The sequence below is a fragment of the Halomonas sp. HG01 genome (assembly GCF_000968715.2).
In the GTDB taxonomy this organism is placed as follows: Bacteria; Pseudomonadota; Gammaproteobacteria; order Pseudomonadales; family Halomonadaceae; genus Halomonas; species Halomonas halophila.
This window is the reverse complement of the sequence record NZ_CP022134.1, coordinates 2,265,296-2,286,162: the sequence shown is the minus strand read 5'-3', so window position 1 is coordinate 2,286,162 and position 20,867 is coordinate 2,265,296. Positions and strand designations below refer to the sequence as shown.

21 protein-coding genes and 1 tRNA gene are annotated in these 20,867 nt (G+C 69.4%); 6 read left to right on the top strand and 16 right to left on the bottom strand.

Annotation, left to right across the window (positions count from 1 at the left end; genetic code table 11):
- Nucleotides 1-65 precede the first annotated feature (65 nt).
- Nucleotides 66-752, top strand: coding sequence for an HNH endonuclease (locus UN84_RS10785; RefSeq protein ID WP_046080164.1), 687 nt, complete (start codon nt 66-68; stop codon nt 750-752).
- A 131-nt stretch (nt 753-883) separates the two neighbouring features.
- Here the strand turns inward: UN84_RS10785 and UN84_RS10780 are convergent.
- The 6 genes from UN84_RS10780 to bioB form a co-directional block, all read right to left on the bottom strand.
- Nucleotides 884-968: transfer RNA gene (locus tag UN84_RS10780), tRNA-Leu, on the bottom strand.
- A 45-nt stretch (nt 969-1,013) separates the two neighbouring features.
- On the bottom strand, nt 1,014-1,715 hold the full coding sequence (bioD, locus tag UN84_RS10775) for a dethiobiotin synthase (protein ID WP_046080165.1): 702 nt from the start codon (nt 1,713-1,715) through the stop codon (nt 1,014-1,016).
- A 1-nt stretch (nt 1,716) separates the two neighbouring features.
- Nucleotides 1,717-2,520: a methyltransferase domain-containing protein gene (locus tag UN84_RS10770; protein ID WP_046080166.1), complete on the bottom strand. Its 804-nt coding sequence runs from the start codon at nt 2,518-2,520 to the stop codon at nt 1,717-1,719.
- Complete coding sequence (locus UN84_RS10765; RefSeq protein WP_046080167.1) at nt 2,517-3,287, bottom strand: alpha/beta fold hydrolase; 771 nt, start codon at nt 3,285-3,287, stop codon at nt 2,517-2,519. Before UN84_RS10765 ends, UN84_RS10770 begins: the two co-directional genes overlap by 4 nt.
- Complete coding sequence (gene bioF / locus UN84_RS10760; protein ID WP_046080168.1) at nt 3,284-4,435, bottom strand: 8-amino-7-oxononanoate synthase; 1,152 nt, start codon at nt 4,433-4,435, stop codon at nt 3,284-3,286. The genes UN84_RS10765 and bioF overlap by 4 nt, the downstream gene beginning before the upstream one ends.
- Nucleotides 4,436-4,439: 4 nt before the next feature.
- Nucleotides 4,440-5,537 (bottom strand): biotin synthase BioB, encoded by a 1,098-nt coding sequence (gene bioB, locus UN84_RS10755; RefSeq protein ID WP_173834998.1) that lies wholly within the window; start codon nt 5,535-5,537, stop codon nt 4,440-4,442.
- 70 nt (nt 5,538-5,607) lie between these two features.
- Between bioB and UN84_RS10750 the strand changes: the two genes are divergently transcribed.
- On the top strand, nt 5,608-6,360 hold the full coding sequence (locus tag UN84_RS10750) for a ComF family protein (protein WP_237022309.1): 753 nt from the start codon (nt 5,608-5,610) through the stop codon (nt 6,358-6,360).
- A 16-nt stretch (nt 6,361-6,376) separates the two neighbouring features.
- Here the strand turns inward: UN84_RS10750 and UN84_RS10745 are convergent, their stop codons facing one another.
- Both UN84_RS10745 and UN84_RS10740 read right to left on the bottom strand, forming a co-directional pair.
- On the bottom strand, nt 6,377-7,069 hold the full coding sequence (locus tag UN84_RS10745) for a glutathione S-transferase family protein (protein WP_046080169.1): 693 nt from the start codon (nt 7,067-7,069) through the stop codon (nt 6,377-6,379).
- Nucleotides 7,070-7,103: 34 nt separating this feature from the next.
- Complete coding sequence (locus UN84_RS10740) at nt 7,104-7,745, bottom strand: LysE family translocator (RefSeq protein WP_046080170.1); 642 nt, start codon at nt 7,743-7,745, stop codon at nt 7,104-7,106.
- A gap of 155 nt (nt 7,746-7,900) precedes the next feature.
- Here UN84_RS10740 and UN84_RS10735 point away from each other — a divergent pair, with 155 nt between their 5' ends.
- Nucleotides 7,901-8,884, top strand: a complete 984-nt coding sequence (locus UN84_RS10735; RefSeq protein ID WP_046080171.1) for a serine/threonine protein kinase — start codon at nt 7,901-7,903, stop codon at nt 8,882-8,884.
- 185 nt (nt 8,885-9,069) lie between these two features.
- On the opposite strand, the gene UN84_RS10730 is transcribed toward UN84_RS10735, so the two are convergent.
- Entirely contained in the window at nt 9,070-9,588 is a 519-nt protein-coding gene (locus UN84_RS10730) for a hypothetical protein (RefSeq protein ID WP_035599686.1), read from the bottom strand.
- Nucleotides 9,589-9,863: 275 nt separating this feature from the next.
- On the opposite strand from UN84_RS10730, the gene folE reads away from it, so the two are divergent.
- The 3 genes from folE to UN84_RS10715 all read left to right on the top strand — a co-directional run bounded on the left by folE (nt 9,864) and on the right by UN84_RS10715 (nt 12,434).
- Nucleotides 9,864-10,421, top strand: a complete 558-nt coding sequence (folE, locus tag UN84_RS10725) for a GTP cyclohydrolase I FolE (RefSeq protein WP_035599683.1) — start codon at nt 9,864-9,866, stop codon at nt 10,419-10,421.
- Between the two features lie 19 nt (nt 10,422-10,440).
- A complete protein-coding gene (gene folX, locus UN84_RS10720) occupies nt 10,441-10,851 on the top strand; it encodes a dihydroneopterin triphosphate 2'-epimerase (protein ID WP_046080172.1) in 411 nt (136 codons plus the stop codon).
- A 122-nt stretch (nt 10,852-10,973) separates the two neighbouring features.
- A complete protein-coding gene (locus UN84_RS10715) occupies nt 10,974-12,434 on the top strand; it encodes an NAD-dependent succinate-semialdehyde dehydrogenase (protein ID WP_046080173.1) in 1,461 nt (486 codons plus the stop codon).
- A 213-nt stretch (nt 12,435-12,647) separates the two neighbouring features.
- On the opposite strand, the gene purH is transcribed toward UN84_RS10715, so the two are convergent.
- The 7 genes from purH to dsbD all read right to left on the bottom strand — a co-directional run bounded on the left by purH (nt 12,648) and on the right by dsbD (nt 20,685).
- Nucleotides 12,648-14,222, bottom strand: coding sequence for a bifunctional phosphoribosylaminoimidazolecarboxamide formyltransferase/IMP cyclohydrolase (gene purH / locus UN84_RS10710; RefSeq protein ID WP_046080174.1), 1,575 nt, complete (start codon nt 14,220-14,222; stop codon nt 12,648-12,650).
- A gap of 74 nt (nt 14,223-14,296) precedes the next feature.
- Nucleotides 14,297-14,632 (bottom strand): DNA-binding transcriptional regulator Fis, encoded by a 336-nt coding sequence (gene fis, locus UN84_RS10705; RefSeq protein WP_016854539.1) that lies wholly within the window; start codon nt 14,630-14,632, stop codon nt 14,297-14,299.
- Nucleotides 14,629-15,687 (bottom strand): tRNA dihydrouridine synthase DusB, encoded by a 1,059-nt coding sequence (gene dusB, locus UN84_RS10700; RefSeq protein WP_082090954.1) that lies wholly within the window; start codon nt 15,685-15,687, stop codon nt 14,629-14,631. The genes fis and dusB overlap by 4 nt, the downstream gene beginning before the upstream one ends.
- 105 nt (nt 15,688-15,792) lie before the next feature.
- Nucleotides 15,793-16,713 (bottom strand): 50S ribosomal protein L11 methyltransferase, encoded by a 921-nt coding sequence (prmA, locus tag UN84_RS10695; protein WP_046080175.1) that lies wholly within the window; start codon nt 16,711-16,713, stop codon nt 15,793-15,795.
- 79 nt (nt 16,714-16,792) lie between these two features.
- Entirely contained in the window at nt 16,793-18,133 is a 1,341-nt protein-coding gene (gene accC / locus UN84_RS10690) for an acetyl-CoA carboxylase biotin carboxylase subunit (RefSeq protein WP_035599672.1), read from the bottom strand.
- A gap of 29 nt (nt 18,134-18,162) precedes the next feature.
- Complete coding sequence (gene accB, locus UN84_RS10685) at nt 18,163-18,633, bottom strand: acetyl-CoA carboxylase biotin carboxyl carrier protein (protein ID WP_035599669.1); 471 nt, start codon at nt 18,631-18,633, stop codon at nt 18,163-18,165.
- 186 nt (nt 18,634-18,819) lie between these two features.
- Nucleotides 18,820-20,685, bottom strand: coding sequence for a protein-disulfide reductase DsbD (gene dsbD, locus UN84_RS10680; protein WP_046080176.1), 1,866 nt, complete (start codon nt 20,683-20,685; stop codon nt 18,820-18,822).
- Nucleotides 20,686-20,867: the final 182 nt, after the last annotated feature.

The following is a 20,867-nucleotide window of genomic DNA, read 5'->3' as shown; positions in this document are numbered from 1 at the left end:
TTGGTACTCAACATTAGTTATCTCTTATTCTATGGCCTTGTTCCATTACCGATAAGGAATGCGGGATGTCGACGCCATGGAGCGATGAGGAGCTCAAAGCTTCCGTCGAGGTTTATGTCGAGATGTTGGATAAGCAGCGCCGGGGCGAGGGGGTGATCAAGGCCCGCTATTATAGGGCGCTGGAGAAACGCTTCGGCAGGACGGCCAAGGCTTTCGAATATCGGGCTCAAAATATCTCGTATGTCTACGCACTGCAGGGGCGTGCCTGGGTCAAAGGGCTGAAGCCGGCGGGCAACGTTGGCGTTAAGATCGTTGCCCGATTGGAAGCCTTAATCGCCGAGGTAGAAGGGCAACAGCCCTCGTCTTCTGCCACCTTCGCGACCGAGGTCAACGAGCGTCGAAGTCTGTATCGCGATAACGCTTTGACGCCGCCGGCGGGGCGACAGTCGCCGGGTAAGATATCAGTCAGTGCAACGGTCTATGAGCGCGACCCCGACGTGGTGGCATGGGTGCTGACTCAGGCCGATGGCGTCTGTGAATGCTGCGATTCACCTGCGCCTTTTACTCGGGAGGATGGCAGCCTCTTCTTGGAGGTGCATCATCTCAAACGCTTGGCGGATGGTGGTCCCGATATCGTGGAAAACGCCATAGGCTTGTGCCCGAATTGCCACCGTGAGTTGCACGCCGGTTTGGGCAAGCATGAGCTGGCCGCACGGCTTATCGACAAAATCGAGCGGCTTAACGCCTATTGATAGGAGGCCAGAAAGATCGAGAGGAAACGGCAATAGGATTGTCGAAGCTAAGTCACAATCTGGTCACAGGGGGTAATCGGGTGCCTCGAGGAGAGGTCGTCGCGATGTCGAGTCAGTGAGGCAAGTCAGAATGGTGCGGATGGGGAGACTTGAACTCCCACGCCCGAAGGCACCAGAACCTAAATCTGGCGTGTCTACCAATTCCACCACATCCGCACGGGTCAGGCAGGCGTCCACATTTTACGGACGCCTTGCGGCAAGTCAATCGTCGTCGGGCAACTCCAGGTGATCGGCGGCCGCTATGGCGCGGGCGTCCGGGGTGTCGGCGTCCAGGCGCGGCACGATGCCGAGGCAGGGAGCGTTCAGGGTGCGCTCGAGAGTGGCCAGGTTATCGCGATAGCAGGCGTCGTCGGCAGAGAAGTCGGGGTCGATCAGGTTGCCCACCCAGCCGGCCACACGCAGGCCGTCGGCGCGGATCGCCTCGGCGGTGAGGCGGGCATGGTTCAGGCAGCCGAGCTTGAGCCCCACGACCAGGATTACCGGCAGTTCGAGGCGCAGCGCCAGGCCGGCGAGGTCTTCCTCGTCGTTGAGCGGCACGCGCCAGCCGCCGGCGCCCTCGATCAGCGTCAGCCCGCGCGCCTCGGCCAGCGGCGCGGCAACGTGGTCGGCCAGGGCGTCGACGGTCGGCGTCTCGCCGACCTGTCGGGCGGCCAGGTGAGGCGCGATGGGCGGCGCATAGGTGTAGGGATTGATGACGGCGTAGGGCGTGGCCGGCTCGCTCCGGGCCTGCAGGGTCAGGGCATCGATGTTGCGCAGCCCCTCGGCGGTCGACTCGCAGCCGGAGGCCACGGGCTTGAGTCCCAGGGTGGTCAGGCCGCGGCGGCGGGCCTGGGCCAGCAGGCCGCTGGCGACGAGGGTCTTGCCGGCGTCGGTGTCGGTGCCGGTCACGAAATAGGCGGTCATCTCAGCGTTCCAGGTCGAGCGTCAGAAGGTGGTAGGAGACGGGCAGGCCGTCCTCGTTGCGAAGCGCCTCGAAGCGGCGGGCGGCGCGGGCCACGTCGGCGCGCGAGAGCCGGGCGCCGTCGCGGGCCACCTGGGCGCCCACACCCTTGATCGAGGTCATCACCGCGGCGAGGTCGGGATAGTGGAAGCGCTCGATGCGTTCCGTGACCTCGACGCCGCGGAAGCCGGCCGCGTGGGCGGCGCGGCGGTGCCGGGCGGCGTCATGGAAGCCGAGCAGCGCGGCGGGGCGCTGCCAGGCCTGGCCGACCTCGGAAAGCGTGCCCGGCGCCAGGGTGTTGATCAGCGCTCGCCCGCCGGGGCGCAGCACCCGGCGAACCTCGGCCAGCACGGCGTCCAGATCGGAGCACCACTGGATCGCCAGATTGGAGACGACGAGATCGAGGCCGCCGTCGGGCAGCGGCAGGTCGGCGGCGTCGGCGCACAGCCAGCCGATGGTCTCGCCGTGGCGGCGGCGGGCCTCGGTGAGCATGCCCGGCGCCAGGTCGAGGCCGTGGATGGTGGCGTCGGCAGCGAAGCGCTTGGCCAGTTCGGCGGCGAGGTCGCCGGGGCCGCAGCCAAGATCCAGCACGGCGCCGGCGCGTTCGGGCAGCCGTTCGAGCAGCCGCTCGGCCATGGCCTGCTGGGCCCGGGCGCGCTCGCGATAGTGCGGCGCGGCCCGCGAGAAGGCGTGGGCGACCCGGGCGCGCCAGTCGCGGTCCCTTGGATCCGTGTGAATGTCGATGGCGTGACTCGGCTGGGCGGTCATGGCGTGGGTTCCAAGGGCGCCTCTGCCCTGGCCTCGGAAAGCGTCGTTCGCCCGGGCGCCTCGGCGATGGCGGCCAGCGCGCGGGCGAGCCGTGCCGGCTGGCTGATCAGCGGGCAGTGGCCGGCCTCGGGCAGTCGCAGGTCGGCCCGCTGGCGCTCTGCCGGAGCCAGCAGCGGGTCGGCCTCGCCCGCCAGCCGATGCACCAGGCAGGGTGGCGAGGCAAGGCGCTCGGCGTTGTCGAGTTCGGCTAGCTGGGCGAGCCCCGTAGCCAGGGTCGCGGTGTCGGCGCTGGCGTCATCGCCGAGCAGGGCGCGCAGCAGGCGATGGGCGGCCCGGGGCGACGGCTCGCCGCCGAGCTGCCAGCGCAGGAAGTGGGCGTGGGTGCCCGTCGGATCACGGCGGAAGGCCTTGCGAAACTGGGCCAGGGCGGCGCGGCTGACGCCCTCGGGGTGCGGGAAGCGCTCGCCCATGCCGAGCAGCACCAGGGCGCGGGGCGCCGGCAAGTGGTCGAGCAGGGCGCCGGCCAGCAGGCCGCCCAGCGACCAGCCGACCCAGACGGCGTCGCTCGGCAGCTCGTTGGCCATGGTCTCGGCCAGGGCGTCCAGCGAGGCGGGGTCGTCGAGGGCGTCGCGTTCGCCGTAGCCCGGCCAGTCCGGCGTGGTGATCGTAAGCCCGTTCGGCCAGTGGCCGTCGAGCGCCTGCCACAGGCGGGCGTCGCAGCCCCAGCCGGAGAGCAGCACCAGCTTGTTATCTGCCGATTCGCTCATGCGGCCTCCTCCCGCTGGCAGGCGGCCAGCCCGTCGAGCAGGGCGTCCAGGGCGTGGTCGTCGTGGGCGGCGGAGAGCGTGATGCGCAGTCGCGCCTCGCCTTTCGGCACCGTCGGGGCGCGGATGGCGCCGACCCGAAGGCCGGCGTCGCCGAGCCGGGCGGCCCAGCGCAGCGTGCGCGCGCTGTCGCCGAGGCGCAGCGGTTGGATCGGCGTGGTCGATTCGTCCAGTTCGAGGCCGAGGGTGGCGGCCTCGCGGCGGAAGCGCGCGATGCGTTCATGCAGCCAGGCGCGCCGCTCGGGTTCGGCCTCCAGCACGTCGAGGGCGGCCAGGGTCGCTGCCGCCACCCCGGGCGGCTGGGCGGTGGTGTAGACGTAGGGTCGAGCGAACTGCACGAGATGCTCGATCAGCGCCTCCTCGCCGGCCACGAAGGCGCCGGCGCTGCCGAGTGCCTTGCCCAGGGTGCCGACCAGCACCGGCACCTCGTCGACGTCGTGGGTCCGGCCGGCGCAGCCGTCGCCCACCTCACCGAGCACGCCGAGGCCGTGGGCGTCGTCGATCATCAGCCATGCGTCGTGACGGCGGGCGGTGGCGGCGAGCCCCGCCACGTCGGCCACGTCGCCGTCCATGCTGAACACGCCGTCGCTGACCACCAGCGCCGGGGCCTCGCTCGGGGCTCGGGCGAGCAGGCGTTCGAGGTCGTCGAGGTCGCGGTGGTGGAAGCGGCGCGAGGGTGCGCCGGCGAGTCGGGCGCCGTCGATCAGCGAGGCGTGGTTGAGACGATCCTGGAAGACCGGCGTATGGCGATCGCACATCGCCTGCAGCACGCCCAGGTTGGCCATGTAGCCGGTGGAGAACAGCAGCGCCCTCGGGCGGCCGGTGAGCGCGGCGAGGCGCTGCTCCAGCGCCTCGTGAATCTGCTGGTGGCCGCACACCAGGTGCGAGGCCCGGCCGCCGGCGCCGAAGCGCCGCGTGCCCTCGGCCTGGGCCTCGGCGAGGCGCGGGTCGCGGGCCAGGCCGAGATAGTCGTTGCCGGCGAAGTCGAGCCGGCCGTCTTCCGGCCCCACGGTGGGCCGGGCGCGCCACAGCCCCTCGGCGCGGCGGGTCTCGGCCCGCTCGGCCAGGCGACGCGACCAGGTCTCGGCCATGGGGTCAGGCTCCGGTGGCGTCGTAGAACAGGGCGTCGTCCTGGCGCTCGCGCATGGCGGCTTCCAGGGCGGCCTCGGTCTTCTCGTCGTCGGCGCAGGTCTCGCGCTGCTCCGGGTGCAAGCCGAGCTTGTCGAACAGCGCCCGGTCGCGCTCCACCTGGGGGTTGCCGGTGGTCAGCAGGGTGTCGCCGTAGAAGATCGAGTTGGCACCGGCCAGGAAGGCCATGGCCTGGGTGGACTCGTCCATCTGCTCGCGGCCGGCGGACAGGCGCACGTGGCTCTTCGGCATCAGGATGCGGGCCACGGCGATGGCGCGGATGAACTCCAGCGGGTCCAGGTCCTCGGCGTGCTCCATCGGGGTGCCCGGCACCTTGACCAGCATGTTGATCGGCACCGACTCGGGATGCGGTTCCAGGCGCACCAGCTGCTGGAGCAGGGCGGCGCGGTCGCGGGGTGCCTCGCCCATGCCCAGGATGCCGCCGGAGCAGACCTTCATGCCCGCCTCGCGCACGTTGGCCAGGGTGTCCAGGCGATCGGCGTAGCTGCGGGTGGTGATGATCTCGCCGTAGTAGTCCGGCGAGGTATCGAGGTTGTGGTTGTAGTAGTCGAGCCCGGCCTCGGACAGGCGCTTGGCCTGATCGACGTCGACCATGCCCAGGGTCATGCAGGTCTCGAGCCCCAGCGCCTTGACCTGGCTGACCATCTCCATGACCACCTCGAGATCCTTCTCGCGCGGGCTGCGCCAGGCGGCGCCCATGCAGAAGCGGCTGGCGCCGGCCTCCTTGGCGGCCTTGGCCTGGTTCACCACCTTCTCGATCTCGAGCAGCTTCTCCTTGCCGAGCCCGGTGTTGTAGTGGCCGGACTGCGGGCAGTACTTGCAGTCCTCCGGGCAGGCGCCGGTCTTGATCGACAGCAGGGTGGAGACCTGCACGGCGTTGGCATCGAAGTGCGCGCGGTGGACCTGCTGGGCGCGGAACATCAGGTCGTTGAAGGGCAGCGCGAACAGCGCCTCGATCTCCTCGAGGGACCAGTCGTGGCGAAGGTCCGGACGACTGGCTAGGGTCAGATCAACCGGGGCGTTGTCGTGGGGCTGGGCAGGCATGAGGGGCTCGCTTATGGTCAACTGGGCACGGGTTCGTGAGTTGACCGATAGGGTACGTAGGCAGGTCGGTATGTCAACCTTGTGGCGTCATGAGGTTGACGACTGGCTGCGCCGCGCGTTGCCGGGCCGCTGCGCCTTCTGCCTGGCGGCCTGCGAGCCCGGCCGCCCCTGGTGCGCCGACTGCCACGCGGCGCTGCCCTGGAATCGCGCGGCCTGCCCGGTCTGCGCCGAGCCGCTCCCGGCCAGCGTCATCCCACGACCCTGTGGCCACTGCCTGCGTCGGCCGCCGGCCTACCTTCGCGCCCGAGTGCCGCTGCGCTACGAGGGCGAGGTGGCGGGGCTGATGCAGCGCTTCAAGTTCCATGCCTCGCCGCGGGCCGGCACGCTGCTGCTGACGCTACTGGAGGAGGGGCTGGAAGAGGGGATGAAAGAGGGGGTGAAAAAAGGCCAGGCCGGCATCGCGCCGCCCCAGGCGCTGATCGCCGTGCCGCTGCATCCGCGACGCGCCCGGGAGCGCGGTTTCGATCAGGGTCGCTGGCTGGCCGAACGGCTGGCGGCGAGGCTCGAGGTGCCGCTCATCCTGGCCCGGCGGACGAAGGATACGCCGAGCCAGCGGGGCCTCGGCCGGCGAGGGCGGCGGGGCAACCTGCGCGGGGCCTTTGAGATGCCGCAGGCGCTGCCGCCTCGGGTGGCGCTGCTCGATGACGTCATGACCACCGGCGCCACCCTCGACGCCCTGGCCCGGGCCTGTCGCCGGGCGGGCGCCGAGGAGGTCGAGGCCTGGGCGATTGCCAGGACGCCGCCGGGCCACGGCAGCGCCTAGCGGCCTTGCCGGGGGATCAGGCCGTGGAGGCGTCACGGTGGTCGACCAGCCGCTCGCCGGCGGCCAGGGTCTTGCGCTCGTGGGGTTGGTCGCGCCAGGGCTCGGCGAGGGCGGCCCGGTACCAGGCCTGCATGCCGGGCAGGGCCAGCAACCGCTCGACGTAGCCGCGGGCGGCCGCGCCGAGGGGCAGGTCGAAGCCTTGCACGCGAAAGGCGACCGGGGCGAAGGAGGCGTCCACTGCGGTGAATGTTTCTCCGGCCAGGAAGGGGCCGCTGAACGTCTCCAGTCCTTGCGTCCAGAGCTCTTCCAGACGCGCCAGGTCGTGCCTCAGCGGCTCGGAAGGCGTCGTGACCCGCACGCGCAGCCCGCAGTTCATGGGGCATTCGTCTCGCAGCGCCCGGAAGCCGGAGTGCATCTCGGCGCAGGCCGATCTCGCCCAGGCGCGGGCGTCGGCCGACGTCGGCCACACGCCCGGATGGCGTTCGGCCAGATACTCGACGATGGCGAGGGAGTCCCAGACGGCGAGCTCGCCGTCGATCAGGCAGGGCACCTGGCCGGTGGGCGAGAAGGCGCGAAACGAGGCCCAGTTCGCGTCGGCGACGAAGGGCGTCAGCCGTTCCTCGAAGGGAATGGCCATCTCGCTCATCAGCAGCCAGGGGCGCAGCGACCAGGACGAGTAGTTCTTGTTGGCGATATGCAGTCGATACACGGCGGCAGGCCTCTCGCGGGAGAAGGACGCGGGATCAATGCGACGTGGCGATCAGCGAGCCGCCCGCGGCCATGAACAGGCCGCCGGTGGCGCGATGAAAGCCCCTGGCCCGGCCGGGATGGCGGAACCACTGGCCGAGGCCCGAGCCCATGGCGGCGTAGAGCCACATCAGGCTGAGGTCGATCACCGCCCAGGTGGCGGCGAGGATGGCAAACTGCACCAGCTGGGGCTCACCCACGTCGATGAAGTTGGGGAACAGGGCGGCGAAGAACAGCAGATCCTTGGGATTGCTGATGCCGACCAGAAAGCCCTGGCGGAACAGGCGGAGGCTGGAGGTGTTCGCGGATGGGGGCGCCGCGGCGGCGTCCGGGACGTCCAGCGGCGAGTCGTCGCCGGAGCGGCGCCAGGCCTGAAGGCCGAGGATCACGAGATAGGCGCCGCCGAGGAGCTTCAGCACGTGGAAGGCGGTCTCCGAGGCGGCCAGGATGGCACCGAGGCCCAGCGACGACAGCACCATCAGCGCCAGCGAGGCCAGGGTGCCGCCGCACACGGTGGCCGTGGCGCGGCGGCGGCCGAAGCGCAGGCCGTGGCTGGTGCAGAGCAGCGCCACCGGGCCGGGGAAGATGATCAGGGCGACGATCACGCCGAGGTAGGTGATCCAGGTGAGCAGTTCCATGGCGTGTCTCCGGCCGGGATGTCCGTGAAGTGCATCGGGCACCGTGCCGATGAATGCACCAGCATAGGGCAGGCGCGGGGACGATTTCCAGGCCGCCGGCGCGGCAGGCCGGGCGGCTTTGTTACCATGGCGTTTTGCCTGCGACGAGAACGCCCATGACCGATGCGATTCATCCCTTTGCTCGCCTCGAGCCCGCCCGGGTCGTGGCGGCGGTGGAGTCCCTGGGCTTCTGGCTGCCGGGCGAGCCCTTCGCGCTCAACAGCTACGAGAACCGGGTCTACCTGGTGCATGACGACGAGCGTCGCCGCTGGGTGGTCAAGTTCTATCGCCCGGGCCGCTGGACCGACGCCCAGATCCAGGAGGAGCACGACTTCCTGGCCGAGCTCGAGGCGGCCGGTGTGACGGTGGCCGCCCCCTGGCGCGATGACGCGGGGGCGAGCCTGCACCGCCACGACGACTTCCGCTTCGCGCTGTTTCCCCATCTGCCCGGCCAGGCGCCGGAGCTGGGCAATCCCGAGCACCTGTTCGCCCTCGGCGAGACCATCGGCGCCGTGCATGTGGTGGGCGAGCGCCGGGCCTTCGTGCATCGTCGCCAGCTGGCGCCGCGGGCGATGGCCGAGGAGGCCGCCGAGACGGTGCTGGCTAGCTGCTGGCTGACGGATCATCAGCGCCCGGCCTACGAGCGCATCAGCCGGGGCCTGATCGAGGCGCTCGGCACCCGGGACTGGCCGGCACGAGAGCTGCGGGTCCAGGGCGATTGCCACCTGGGCAACATGCTGGGCCGCGACGAGCACTTCGCGCTGGTGGACTTCGACGACTGCCTGATGGCGCCGGCGGTGCAGGACCTGTGGATGCTGCTCACCGCCGAGGACGAGGGCGAGCGCCAGATGCAGCTCTCCGAGGTGATCGAGGGCTATGAGCAGCATCGCGACTTCGATCGTGGCGAGCTGGCGCTGGTGGAGCCGCTGCGTGCGCTGCGGCTGATGCGCCACAGCGCCTGGCTGGTGGCGCGCTGGGAGGATCCGGCCTTTCCGCAGGCGTTTCCATGGCTGGCGGATGCCGGCTACTGGGACGCTCACCTGCGCGAGCTCGAGCAGCAGCGGGTGATGCTGGACGGCACGGCCCGCTGGCTGTCCTAGGCACTGCCCGAAAAGTGTCTGCGCTTGGTTATACGGTGTTAAAAATCAGCTCGGGCGCGAGTCCGATCAAAATGCTCATTTACCGATCGTAAACTCCGCCTTTTTGCTAATTTTTGCCTTGTCTAACCTTCGCTCGCCGACTTTTCACACAGCGCCTTGTCGCCGCCTGATCGCCTGAGTGCCGGTTACGGCTGGTCGGCGGCCTCGTCGGCGTCGTGCTGGCGGCGACGGGCGTTGATCTCCGCGGAGGGGTTCGCCTGCTGTTCCAGGCTCAGCGGCCGGGTCAGCGTCAGCACGAAGACGTCATCCGGCGTCAGCCGGCAGCGGTCGCCCTGGCAAGCCGCGAGGCCGAAGTCGCCGTCCGCGTCGTAGGCGCCGGCAGTGAGTTCGCCGCTGTAGATGGCGCTGTCGGCGCCGGCGGTCTCGATGCAGGTCAGGGCGCTGGCGGTCAGCCGCACGCGCTCGCCGTTGCGCCGGGCATCGCCGGTGACGACGCAGTAGTCGGGGAGGCGGTGGCTGCCCCGCTCGCTGTGGACCGGGTGCATCACCACGTCGTCGAGGCGCGGGGTCTCGGCGTCGAGGGTCAGGTCGTCGACCAGGGCCATGGCGACCCGAGCGTCGGCGGGCAGGGAGAGGGTATCGCCCATCGCCAGGCTCGGCAGGGTCAGGGCAGTTGCCATCAGCAGGATCGTCGGCTTGAACATGTCGGTGCTCGGCAGGCAGCGGGTCGAAAGAAGAGGGTCGGCCCAACTCTACCATAGCCATCGGCGGCAAGAAGCCGCCCTGGCGCGACATGGCGTCGCTCCAATCGGATGCCGAGGCCGCCATGGCACTGCGTCGGGCGGCGCCTTGCGCTAGAATAATGCGTTCCCCGAGCCGCTGGTTGTACAAAAGCGGTTTTTTGAATAATTTATGTATAAGGTGTGTGGCCGGGCCATCGCCGACGCACCGACATCACGACTCTGCATGGGGCCTGACCATGACCGAACATCTCGCCAACCACTACCGCCAGATCATCGAGGGACTGGGAGAGGACCCCGAACGCGAGGGGCTCCGTGACACCCCCAAGCGGGCCGCCAAGGCCATGCAGTTCCTCAACCACGGCTATCAGCAGTCGCTGGAGGAGATCGTCAACGGCGCGGTCTTCGCCTCCGAGACCGACGAGATGGTGCTGGTGAAGGACATCGAGCTGTACTCGATGTGCGAGCATCACCTGCTGCCGTTCATCGGCAAGTGCCACATCGCCTATCTGCCGCGGGGCAAGGTGCTGGGGCTGTCCAAGTTCGCCCGGATCGTGGATATGTACGCCCGTCGCATGCAGATTCAGGAGAACCTGACGCGCCAGATCGCCGAAGCGGTGCAGCAGGTCACCGAAGCCCGCGGCGTGGCCGTGGTCGTCGAGGCGCGTCACCTGTGCATGATGATGCGCGGCGTCGAGAAACAGAATTCCAGCATGACCTCCTCGGTGATGCTCGGTGCCTTCCGCGAGCACCAGAGCACGCGCCAGGAGTTCCTGACCCTGGTTCAAGGCCGCTGAGGCCGCGAAGGAGAGCGATATGCCACTGCACGCGCTGGGCGACGAGCACCTCGATCACGATCTGGCCACGATCCGTATCAAGGATCTGCGCCTGAGGACCCATGTCGGCATCAAGGAAGAGGAGATCCAGAATCGCCAGGACGTGGTGATCAACATGGTGATCCGCTATCGCGCCGACAAGGCGGTGGCCTTCAATCACATCGAGCAGGCGCTGAACTATCGCTCCATCACCAAGGAAGTGATCGCCCACGTGGAGGGGCATCGCTTCCAGCTGCTGGAGCGCATGACCCGTGAGGTGCTCGACCTGGTGATGAGCTACGAGCAGGTGCTCGCCGCTCAGGTCGAGATCGACAAGCCCCATGCCCTGCGCTTCGCCGACTCGGTGTCGATCACGCTCTCCGACTCCCGCGAGGCGCGGCGCGAGGGTTGAGACGGCAGGGGTATCGCCGCGCGAAGGGTTGAAGATCGCTCATGGATGAGCGGTTGGCGTGTCGGGGGGCTTGCGCTTAGCATGAGGTGCATCCCCGCAAGGCCGCACGCCAGGAGTCAACCATGGAAGCCCTGAAGGAAACCCAGCTCTACTGCCCGTTCGCCTACATCGACGGCAGCTGGGTCGCCGCCGACAGCGGCGAGCAGATCAACGTGATCAATCCCGCCACCGGTGAGCCGATGGGCGACGTGCCCCGGCTCGGCCGCGCCGAGACAGAGCGCGCCATCGCCGCCGCCGACGCGGCCCTGCCGGCCTGGCGTGCCCTCACCGCCCAGGAACGGGCCGATATCCTGATGAAGTGGCACGACCTGATGCTCGAGCATCAGGACGACCTGGCCATGATCATGACCTTCGAACAGGGCAAGCCGCTCAAGGAAGCCGCCGGCGAGATCGCCTATGCGGCGAGCTTCCTGCGCTGGTTCGCCGAGGAGGCCCGCCGGGTCTACGGCGAGACCATTCCCGCCGCTCAGTCCCAGCAGCGCATCCTGGTCACCAAGCAGCCGATCGGCGTGGTCGGCGCCATCACGCCCTGGAACTTCCCGGCGGCGATGATCACGCGCAAGGCCGGCGCCGCGCTGGCCGCGGGCTGCACCTTCGTGGTCAAGCCGGCCAGCCAGACGCCGTTCTCCGCCACCGCGCTGGCGCTCCTGGCCGAGCGCGCCGGGGTGCCGCGCGGCGTGTTCAACGTGGTCCCCGGGCGCGCCTCGGAGATCGCCGCGGCGCTGACCGAGTCCCCGGTGGTGCGCAAGATCACCTTCACCGGCTCCACCGAGGTGGGCCGCGAGCTGATGAGCCAGGCCTCGCGCCACGTGCAGAAGATCTCGCTGGAGCTCGGCGGCAACGCGCCCTTCATCGTGTTCGAGGACGCCGATCTCGACGCCGCCGTGGAAGGCGCCATGGCCGCCAAGTTCCGCAACGCCGGCCAGACCTGCGTGTGCACCAACCGCTTCCTGGTGCAGTCCAGCGTGGTCAACGCCTTCTGCGAGAAGCTGGCGGTGGCCATGAACAGCGAGCTCAAGGTGGGGGACGGCACCCAGTCAGGCGTCAATATCGGCCCGCTGATCGACGACAAGGCGGTGGCCAAGGTCTCCGAGCACGTCCAGGACGCCGTGGACCACGGCGCCGAGCTGCTGCTCGGCGGCCATCCGCATCCGCTGGGCGGCAACTTCTTCACGCCGACCCTGATCAACGCCGCCAACGACAGCATGAAGGTCGCCACCGAGGAGACCTTCGGCCCGCTGGCCGCGGTCTTCCCCTTCGACGACGAAGAGGATGCCGTGGCCATGGCCAACGACACCGAGTTCGGCCTGGCCTCCTACTTCTATTCCCGCGACCTGGGACGCGTATGGCGCGTCTCCGAGGCGCTCGAGTACGGCATGGTCGGCATCAACACCGGGCTGATCTCCAACGCCGCGGCGCCCTTCGGCGGGGTCAAGGCCTCCGGCCTCGGTCGTGAGGGCGGTCACCAGGGCATCGAGGAGTTCCTCGAGACCAAGTACCTTTGTATTGATCTGGGCGCCTAAGCGCCGAGCTACAAGCGCCGAGCTACAAGCGCCGAGCTACAAGCGCCGAGCTACAAGCGCCGAGCTACAAGCGCCGAGCTACAAGCGCCGAGCTACAAGCGCCGAGCTACAAGAAAACCCGAAGGCCGAGGCCTTCGGGTTTTCTTTTGCTTCGGGCGAACTCACCCTGCCGCTTGGCCGCTTGGCCGCTTGGCCGCTTGGCCGCTTGGCCGCTCAGTGGCGGAAGTGGCGCATGCCGGTGAACACCATGGCGATGCCGGCCTCGTTGGCGGCGTCGATCACTTCCTGGTCGCGCATGGAGCCGCCGGGCTGGATCACCGCGGTGATGCCGGCCTTGGCGGCGGCGTCGATGCCGTCGCGGAACGGGAAGAAGGCATCGCTGGCCATCACCGAGCCGGGCACGGACAGGCCTTCGTCGGCGGCCTTGATGCCGGCGATCTTGGCCGAGTAGACGCGGCTCATCTGGCCGGCGCCCACGCCGATGGTCTGGCCGTCCTTGACGTAGACGATGGCGTTGGACTTGACGTACTTGCCGACCTTCCAGGCGAAGGCCAGGTCACGCATTTCCTGCTCGCTGGGGACGCGCTCGGTGACCACGGTCAGCTCGTCGCGGCCGACCATGCCCAGGTCGCGGTCCTGGACCAGCAGGCCGCCGGTGACGCGCTTGAGGTCGTGGGCGTGCTCGCGCTCGCCGGGCCAGTGCGCGGAGATGTCGAGCAGGCGCACGTTCTTCTTCTCGGCGACGATCTCGCGGGCCGCGTCCTCGACGCCGGGGGCGATGATCACCTCGACGAACTGGCGGTCGATGATGGCGCGGGCGGTCTCGGTGTCAAGCGGGGTGTTGAAGGCGATGATGCCGCCGAAGGCACTGGTCGGGTCGGTGGCGAAGGCCTTGTCGTAGGCCTCGAGCTGGCTGGCGCCGACGGCCACGCCGCACGGGTTGGCGTGCTTGACGATCACGCAGGCGGTCTCGGCGAAGCTCTTCACGCACTCCAGCGCGGAGTCGGTGTCGGCCACGTTGTTGAACGACAGCGGCTTGCCCTGCAGGGTCTCGGCGGTGGAGACGCTGGGCTCCTGGCAGCCGGCCTCGACGTAGAAGGCCGCGGACTGGTGCGGGTTCTCGCCGTAGCGCATGGACTGCTTCTTGTGGAACTGCAGGTTGTAGGTGCGCGGGAAGCCGTCCTCGCCGCCCTCGACGCGCTGGCCGAGGTAATCGGCGATGGCGGCGTCGTAGCCGGCGGTGTGTTCGAAGGCCTTGACCGCCAGGTCGAAGCGGGTGGCCTGCTGCATGCCGCCCTGGGCGACTTCCTCGAGCACGCGGCCGTAGTCGCCGGCGTCGACCACGATGGTGGTGTAGGCGTGGTTCTTGGCGCAGGAGCGGACCATGGTCGGGCCGCCGATGTCGATGTTCTCGATGGCGTCCTCGAGGCTGCAGTCCGGACGCGCCACGGTAGCCGAGAACGGATACAGGTTGACCACCACCATGTCGATCGGCGCGATGTCGTGCTCGGCCATCACCGCGTCGTCCTGGCCGCGACGGCCGAGGATGCCGCCGTGGATCTTCGGATGCAGGGTCTTGACGCGGCCGTCCATGATCTCGGGGAAACCGGTGTGCTCGGAGACCTCGGTGACCGGAATGCCGTTCTCCTGCAGCAGGCGGAAGGTGCCACCGGTGGAGAGCAGCTCGACGCCCTGGTCGCTGAGGTCGCGGGCGAAGTCGACGATGCCGGTCTTGTCGGACACGCTGATCAGGGCGCGACGGACCGGAGTGGAAGAGGCTTGGGACATGAAGGTCACTCTGTTGGGCGTTGAGGGAACATCGAAACGCAAGCGAGGGCGCTCGATGGCGCCCTCGCGGGAATTCAGATCAGCCCGTAGTGCTTGAGCTTCTTGCGCAGGGTGCCGCGGTTGAGGCCGAGCATCTCGGCGGCGCGGGTCTGGTTGCCCTGGGCGTTCTCGAGCACCGAGGCCAGCAGCGGCGCCTCGACCTCGGCCATCACCATGGCGTGAAGGTCGGTGACGTCGCCGCCGTCGAGGTGGTCGAAGTAGCGTCGCATGGCGGCGTCGACGGCCTCGCGCAGGGGCATGTCGCCGTGGGGGCTCAGCGCGCTGCCGTCGGCCTCGTCGAGGCGCCGGGAGGCTCGGGCGTCCAGCTCGGTCAGCGCGGAATTCTGGTCAAGGGCTTGGCTGCTGGTCATGCGGCACAGGTTCCATCCGGCGTCATGGCCCGGGCGACACGGTGCGGCGCCGTGGCGGGGTCATGACGAAAGAGTTCGTCGATGAAGCGGCACTGGTCAGCGGGGCTGTCCAGGCCATTGAAGGTGGCGCGCAGGGCACGTCGTCCGTCGTCGTCGAGGCGTGCATCGCCGGCCAGGTACCAGCCGAGATGCTTGCGGGCGATGCGCACCCCCATGTGCTCGCCATAGAAGTCGTGCAGGGCCACCAGGTGGCCGTGGAGCACCGCCGAGCGTTCGGCGTCGTCGGGCGCCGCGAGGCGCTGGCCGTGTCGCAGGTAGTGATCGATCTCGCGGAAGATCCAGGGGTTGCCCTGGGCGCCGCGGCCGATCATCACCGCATCCGCCCCAGTATAGTCGAGGACGTGGCGGGCCTTCTCGGGCGAGTCGACATCGCCGTTGGCGAAGATCGGCAGCTTCACCGCGGCCTTGATGGCGGCGATGGTGTCGTACTCGGCCTCGCCGCCGTAGCGCTGCTGGCGGTGACGGCCGTGCACGGCCAGCGCCTGGATGCCGGCGTTCTCGGCCAGCCTCGCCACCCGCACGCCGTTGTTGCTGTCGGCGCACCAGCCGGTGCGGATCTTCAGCGTCACCGGCACGTCCACCGCGGCGACCACCGATTCGAGGATCTCGGCCACCAGCGCCTCGTCCCGCAGCAGCGCCGAGCCGGCGGCCTTGTTGCAGACCTTCTTGGCCGGACAGCCCATGTTGATGTCGATGATCTCGGCGCCCATCTCGGCGTTGAGCCGTGCCGCCTCGGCGAGCATCTCGGCGTCGCCGCCGGCGATCTGCACGGCGCGAGGGCCGGGCTCGCCGCGATGGTCCATGCGCAGTCGCGACTTGCGGGTGTGCCACAGATTCGGGTCCGAGGTCACCATCTCGCCCACCACCAGGTCCGCGCCCAGCCGCCGGCAGAGCGCGCGGAAGGGGCGGTCGGTGACGCCGGCCATGGGGGCCAGGATCACCCGGTTCGGCAACGCATGAGAGCCGATGCGCGGCAGGGGACGTGAGTCGGGCATGGTCGAGATCGATGGTTCGAAGGGGGGACATATCATACGCCCCCCGATGGCCTGGGTGAAGGATCGGTGTGCGGCAGAGCGTCGCCCGCCGCCGGGCCCATCCGGTCAGCCGTCGGCGGCGCGGCGTCCGGTGAGGCGCACCCAGCCCTCGCGCACTTCGGGCTCGTCCATGATCAGGCCGCGCGCCTCGTAGGCCTCGCGCACCTCGTCGGCCTGGGCCTCGAGGATGCCGGACAGCGCCAGGCGGCCGCCCGGCGCCACGCGCCCGGCGATCTCGCCGGACAGCTCGACCAGCGGGCCGGCCAGGATGTTGGCGATCACCACCGGGAAGCGCGCCGCGGCGTCGAGCTGCTCCGGGTAGTGGAGCGCGAAGTCGTCTTCCTCGACGCCGTTGCGCTCGGCGTTGTCGCGGCTGGCGGCGAGCGCCTGGGGATCGATGTCGGTGCCCCGGGCCGAGTTCGCGCCGAGCTTGAGTGCGGCGATGGCGAGAATGCCGGAACCGCAGCCCACGTCCAGCACCTCGCGGCCGTCGAGCTCGCCGGCCACGGCCAGGCCGTCGAGCCACGAAAGGCACAGCGCCGTGGTGGGGTGGGTGCCGGTGCCGAAGGCCAGGCCGGGATCGAGATGCAGGTTGACCGCCTGGGGGTCCGGCGCCTCGTGCCAGCTCGGCACGATCCACAGCTTCTGGCCCATCTGTAGGGGCTCGAAGTCGTCCATCCAGGCGCGCTCCCAGTCGCGATCGTCGAGCAGCTCGTGCTCGATCTCGGGGCAGGGCTCGCCGGGCATGGCCTCGGACCAGGCGCCGGCCAGGCGTTCGAGCATCGCGGGCAGGCCCTCGAGATCGTCGTAGAGGCCGGTCAGCACCGTCTCGTCCCACAGCGGTGTGGTGCCGCGCTCGGGTTCGAACAGCGGGTCGTCCTGGGCGTCCTGGAGGGTGATGGCGGTGGCGCCTTCGTCCAGCAGCAGTTCCTCGAGCAGGTCGGCCTGCTCGGGGGCGATGCGGGCCTTGAGTTGCAGCCAGGGCATGGGAACTCCCGGGAATCGCGTGAGGAAACGACGGCGGGGCGGCCAAGCCGCCCCGCTGCCGGAGGAGTGTCGACCGGGCTCAGAGGCCCAGCTTCTTCTCCAGGTAGTGGATGTTGACGCCGCCCTGCTGGAAATAGCCGTCGCGGACCAGATCCTTGTGCAGGTCGGTGTTGGTCTTGATGCCTTCGACCAGCAGCTCGTCCAGGGCGTTGCGCATGCGGGTCAGCGCCGTCTCGCGGTCGACGCCCCAGGTGATCAGTTTGCCGATCAGGGAGTCGTAGTGCGGCGGCACCGAGTAGCCGGTGTAGACGTGGGAGTCCATGCGCACCCCGATGCCACCCGGCGGGTGGTAGAGGGTGACCTTGCCCGGGGAGGGCATGAAGGTCCGGGCGTCTTCGGCGTTGATGCGGCACTCGAAGGCGTGACCGCTGAGCTCGATCTCGTCCTGGCTCACGGACAGCGGCAGGCCGGAGGCGATGCGTAGCTGTTCGCGGACGATGTCGACGCCGGTGACCATCTCGGTGACCGGGTGCTCGACCTGCACGCGGGTGTTCATCTCGATGAAGAAGAACTGGCCGTTCTCGTACAGGAACTCGAAGGTGCCGGCGCCGCGGTAGCCGATCTCGATGCAGGCGTCGGTACAGGCCTTGAGCACCTGGGCACGGGCGTCCGGGTCGAGGCCCGGGGCCGGGGCTTCCTCGAGCACCTTCTGGTGACGGCGCTGCAGCGAGCAGTCGCGGTCATAGAGGTGGATGGCGTTGCCCTGGCCGTCGGCCAGCACCTGGACCTCGACGTGGCGCGGGTTCTCGAGGAACTTCTCCATGTAGACGGTGCCGTCGCCGAAGGCCGAGTGGGCCTCGGTGCGGGTCACGGTCACCGCGGAGAGCAGGTGGCCCTCGGTGTGCACCACGCGCATGCCGCGTCCACCGCCGCCGGCGGCCGCCTTGATGATCACCGGGTAGCCGATGCGCCGCGCGGTGGCGAGGATCTCGCCCTCGTCGTCGCCCAGCGGGCCGTTGGAACCCGGCACGGTCGGCACGCCGGCCTTCTTCATGGCCTCGATGGCGCTGACCTTGTCGCCCATCAGGCGAATGGTCTCGGCGCGGGGGCCGATGAAGGTGAAGCCGGAGCGTTCCACTTGCTCGGCGAAGTCGGCGTTCTCGGAGAGGAAGCCGTAGCCGGGGTGGATGGCGCTCGAGTCGGTGACCTCGGCGGCGCTGATCAGCGCCGGGATGTTGAGGTAGGACTGCGCGGAGGAGGCCGGGCCGATGCACACGGCCTCGTCGGCCAGGCGCACGTGCATCAGGTCGCGGTCGGCCTTGGAGTGCACCGCGACCGTGCGGATGCCGAGCTCCTTGCAGGCGCGCAGGATTCGCAGAGCGATCTCGCCGCGATTGGCGATGAGAACCTTGTCCAGCATGATGGGGTCCGCCAATGTGGGTGAAGGGATCAGGAGATGACGACCATCGGCTGCTCGAATTCGACCGGCTCGCCGTCGTCGACCAGGAAGGCCTCGATGACGCCGTCACGATCGGCCTCGATCTGGTTCATCATCTTCATCGCCTCGACGATGCAGATGGTTTCACCCTTCTTGACGCTCTGGCCGACTTCGGCGAAGGGCTTGGCGCCCGGGGCCGGGGCGCGGTAGAAGGTGCCGACCATCGGTGACAGCACTTCCTGGCCCTGGTAGGCCGGCGCCTGCTCGGCGGCGGGCTCGGCGGCAGCGGCCGGTGCCTGCGGGGCCGGAGCGGCGGGCTGGGCCGGTGCGGCCGGCCAGGCGGGAGCGGCCGGCTGCGGGTAGGCGGTGCCGTTGGGGTGACGGCTGATGCGCACAGACTCTTCGCCTTCCTGGATCTCGATCTCGCTGATGTTCGACTCTTCCAGCAGCTCGATCAGCTTCTTGACCTTGCGAATATCCATATGACGTCGTCTCGGTGGTGAGTTCGGGGGTAGCGGCCGGCGCAGTCAACCACGGCTAACTTGCTATAGATCGCGGCAAGATGGCGTCTCTTGTCGCCTCTATCGGCCTCGAAAAGCGGTGTGGGCGGAGTTTGCCGAAATTCATGGGCGATGTCCAGCGACCCGAACGGCGTTCGCCAATGAACCCTAGCCCGGGCGGCTGCCGGCGTCGAGCGAGGCGCTGACGCCCTCCAGGTGGCGGGCCAGCCGATCGGCGTCGACCTCGCCCTGGATGCGCGCCTGGCGCAGTTCGCGACCGTCGTCGAAGAATAGCAGGCTCGGTGGGCCGAACAGTTCGAAGCGTTCCAGCAGCGCCCGGCTGTCGGCGTCGGTATCGGTCACGTCGACCTCGATGCGGTGGAAGCTCGCGAGCGCCTCGGCCACCGGCGGGGCGGGGTAGACCTCGCGCTTCATGACCTTGCACGAGATGCACCAGTCCGCGGTGACGTCGACGAACACCGGCCGGTCCGCCGTGGCGAGAGCGGCGTCCAGTTCGTCGAGGCGGGTGACCACGGTCGCCGGCTCGGGGGCGCCGACACCGTCAGTGGCGGCAGCCTCGCGCTGGGCCAGCGGGCGCAGCGGGTCCTCGGCGCCGCTGGAGGCGCCGATCACCAGGGTCACGCCCCATGTCAGCAGCAGGAGGCCCAGCGCCTGGCGCGCCCGGGCCCAGCCCGGCGGCGTGTTCAGGCTCAAGGCGCCGAGGGCCAGCGCCGCGCCGATGGCCAGGGCGGCCCATAGCAACAGCGCCACGGGGCCCGGCACCAGGCGCTCGATCAGCCATACGGCGACGCCCAGCAGCAGGATGCCGAAGGCGGCCTTGATGCCGGTCATCCAGGCGCCGGTGCGCGGCAGCAGGGCCGGGCCGAAGGTGCCGACCAGCAGCAGCGGCACACCCATGCCGAGCGCCAGGGCCAGCAGGGCGGCGCCGCCCATCGCGGCATCGCCGGTCGAGGAGATGAACACCATGGCGCCGGCCAGCGGCGCCGAGACGCAGGGTGAGACCACCAGTACCGAGAGTGCGCCGGCCAGCGCCAGGCCGGCCGGGCCGCTCCGCTGGGCACGGGTCTGCCAGGCCTCGATGCGCCCGGACAGCCGCGGCGACAGGCGCAGGTCGAAGGCGCCGAACATGGCCAGGGCGAACAGCGTGAACAGCGCCGCGAAACCGATCAGTACCGGGGGCGACTGGAGCCTGGCTTGAAGGTTCAGCCCGGCGCCGAAGCTGCCCATCAGCACGCCCGCGACGGCGTAGGTCAGCGCCATGCCGGCCACGTAGGACAGCGACAGCGCGAAGGCGCGGTAACGGCTGGGCTGCTGGCCGACGATGATCGAGGACAGGATCGGGATCATCGGCAGCACGCAGGGGGTGAAGGTCAGGCCCAGGCCGGCGAGGAAGAACAGGCCCAACACCAGCGGCAGGCTGGCTTCCGCGAGCAGGGCGCTGAAGCGGCCATCCTCGCTGATCGGGGCCGTGGGCGCGCCGCCGGTCGTGCCGGCAGCGTCCCGGCTGTTGCCGCCCGGTGGCGTCGGATCGACGTCGGCGAAGGCGGCGGGGGCTTGCCCCTCGGGCGCCTGCAGCGAGACGCTCTCGGGCGGATAGCAGAGGCCGGCATCGGCACAGCCCTGGAAGCCGAACGTCAGGTCGAGCGGGCCCTCGGCGTTGCCGCCGGCGCGCTCGATGGGCACCGTGAAGGTGACCCGATCGTAAAAGACGCGCACGTCGCCGAGGAATTCATCGGTCTTGGCCGTGCCGGCCGGCAGGCGAGGCTCGCCGAGGCTGACGCCCGGGGTTGCGCTGTCGACACTGAATCGATGGCGATAGAGATAGTAGCCGTCGGCGTTCTCGACGCCGATCGTCAGCGTCTCGCCGTCGTGCCAGGCGCTGGACTGGAAGGCCTCCTCGACGGGCAGGAAGTCGCCGTCGCTGCCGCCGTCGTCGTCGAACCACTGTGCCTGGGCGATGAGCGGGATCCATAACAGCAGAAGCAGGCTTATCAAGCGGCGGGCGTGCGGCACGGGGTGGTCCTTGAGCGTGAGTGAGCGTCATCGATGGCGCCGCCGCGAAGACGGCGGCGGGTTTGTGACCCGTGGTGGGGCATGGGGTTCCACGGCGTCGGCCGCTATGCTCTGATGCGGGAAGCAGCGGTGCCGGTTCGGCATCGGCGTTAGCATATCGTAGCGGCGGGGTAGCTGTGGAT

Excerpts from the sequence above, each read along its gene's own strand:
- UN84_RS10735 (WP_046080171.1), top strand. The coding sequence starts at position 7,901 with ATGACCGATGCGATTCATCCCTTTGCTCGCCTCGAGCCCGCCCGGGTC.
- bioF (WP_046080168.1), bottom strand. The coding sequence starts at position 4,435 with ATGGCCGAGACCTGGTCGCGTCGCCTGGCCGAGCGGGCCGAGACCCGC.
- bioB (WP_173834998.1), bottom strand. The coding sequence starts at position 5,537 with ATGCCTGCCCAGCCCCACGACAACGCCCCGGTTGATCTGACCCTAGCC.
- bioD (WP_046080165.1), bottom strand. The coding sequence starts at position 1,715 with ATGACCGCCTATTTCGTGACCGGCACCGACACCGACGCCGGCAAGACC.
- UN84_RS10765 (WP_046080167.1), bottom strand. The coding sequence starts at position 3,287 with ATGAGCGAATCGGCAGATAACAAGCTGGTGCTGCTCTCCGGCTGGGGC.
- UN84_RS10715 (WP_046080173.1), top strand. The coding sequence starts at position 10,974 with ATGGAAGCCCTGAAGGAAACCCAGCTCTACTGCCCGTTCGCCTACATC.
- UN84_RS10750 (WP_237022309.1), top strand. The coding sequence starts at position 5,608 with ATGTCAACCTTGTGGCGTCATGAGGTTGACGACTGGCTGCGCCGCGCG.
- accC (WP_035599672.1), bottom strand. The coding sequence starts at position 18,133 with ATGCTGGACAAGGTTCTCATCGCCAATCGCGGCGAGATCGCTCTGCGA.
- prmA (WP_046080175.1), bottom strand. The coding sequence starts at position 16,713 with ATGCCCTGGCTGCAACTCAAGGCCCGCATCGCCCCCGAGCAGGCCGAC.
- UN84_RS10785 (WP_046080164.1), top strand. The coding sequence starts at position 66 with ATGTCGACGCCATGGAGCGATGAGGAGCTCAAAGCTTCCGTCGAGGTT.
- dusB (WP_082090954.1), bottom strand. The coding sequence starts at position 15,687 with ATGCCCGACTCACGTCCCCTGCCGCGCATCGGCTCTCATGCGTTGCCG.
- folE (WP_035599683.1), top strand. The coding sequence starts at position 9,864 with ATGACCGAACATCTCGCCAACCACTACCGCCAGATCATCGAGGGACTG.
- accB (WP_035599669.1), bottom strand. The coding sequence starts at position 18,633 with ATGGATATTCGCAAGGTCAAGAAGCTGATCGAGCTGCTGGAAGAGTCG.
- fis (WP_016854539.1), bottom strand. The coding sequence starts at position 14,632 with ATGACCAGCAGCCAAGCCCTTGACCAGAATTCCGCGCTGACCGAGCTG.
- UN84_RS10730 (WP_035599686.1), bottom strand. The coding sequence starts at position 9,588 with ATGTTCAAGCCGACGATCCTGCTGATGGCAACTGCCCTGACCCTGCCG.
- UN84_RS10740 (WP_046080170.1), bottom strand. The coding sequence starts at position 7,745 with ATGGAACTGCTCACCTGGATCACCTACCTCGGCGTGATCGTCGCCCTG.
- purH (WP_046080174.1), bottom strand. The coding sequence starts at position 14,222 with ATGTCCCAAGCCTCTTCCACTCCGGTCCGTCGCGCCCTGATCAGCGTG.
- folX (WP_046080172.1), top strand. The coding sequence starts at position 10,441 with ATGCCACTGCACGCGCTGGGCGACGAGCACCTCGATCACGATCTGGCC.
- UN84_RS10770 (WP_046080166.1), bottom strand. The coding sequence starts at position 2,520 with ATGACCGCCCAGCCGAGTCACGCCATCGACATTCACACGGATCCAAGG.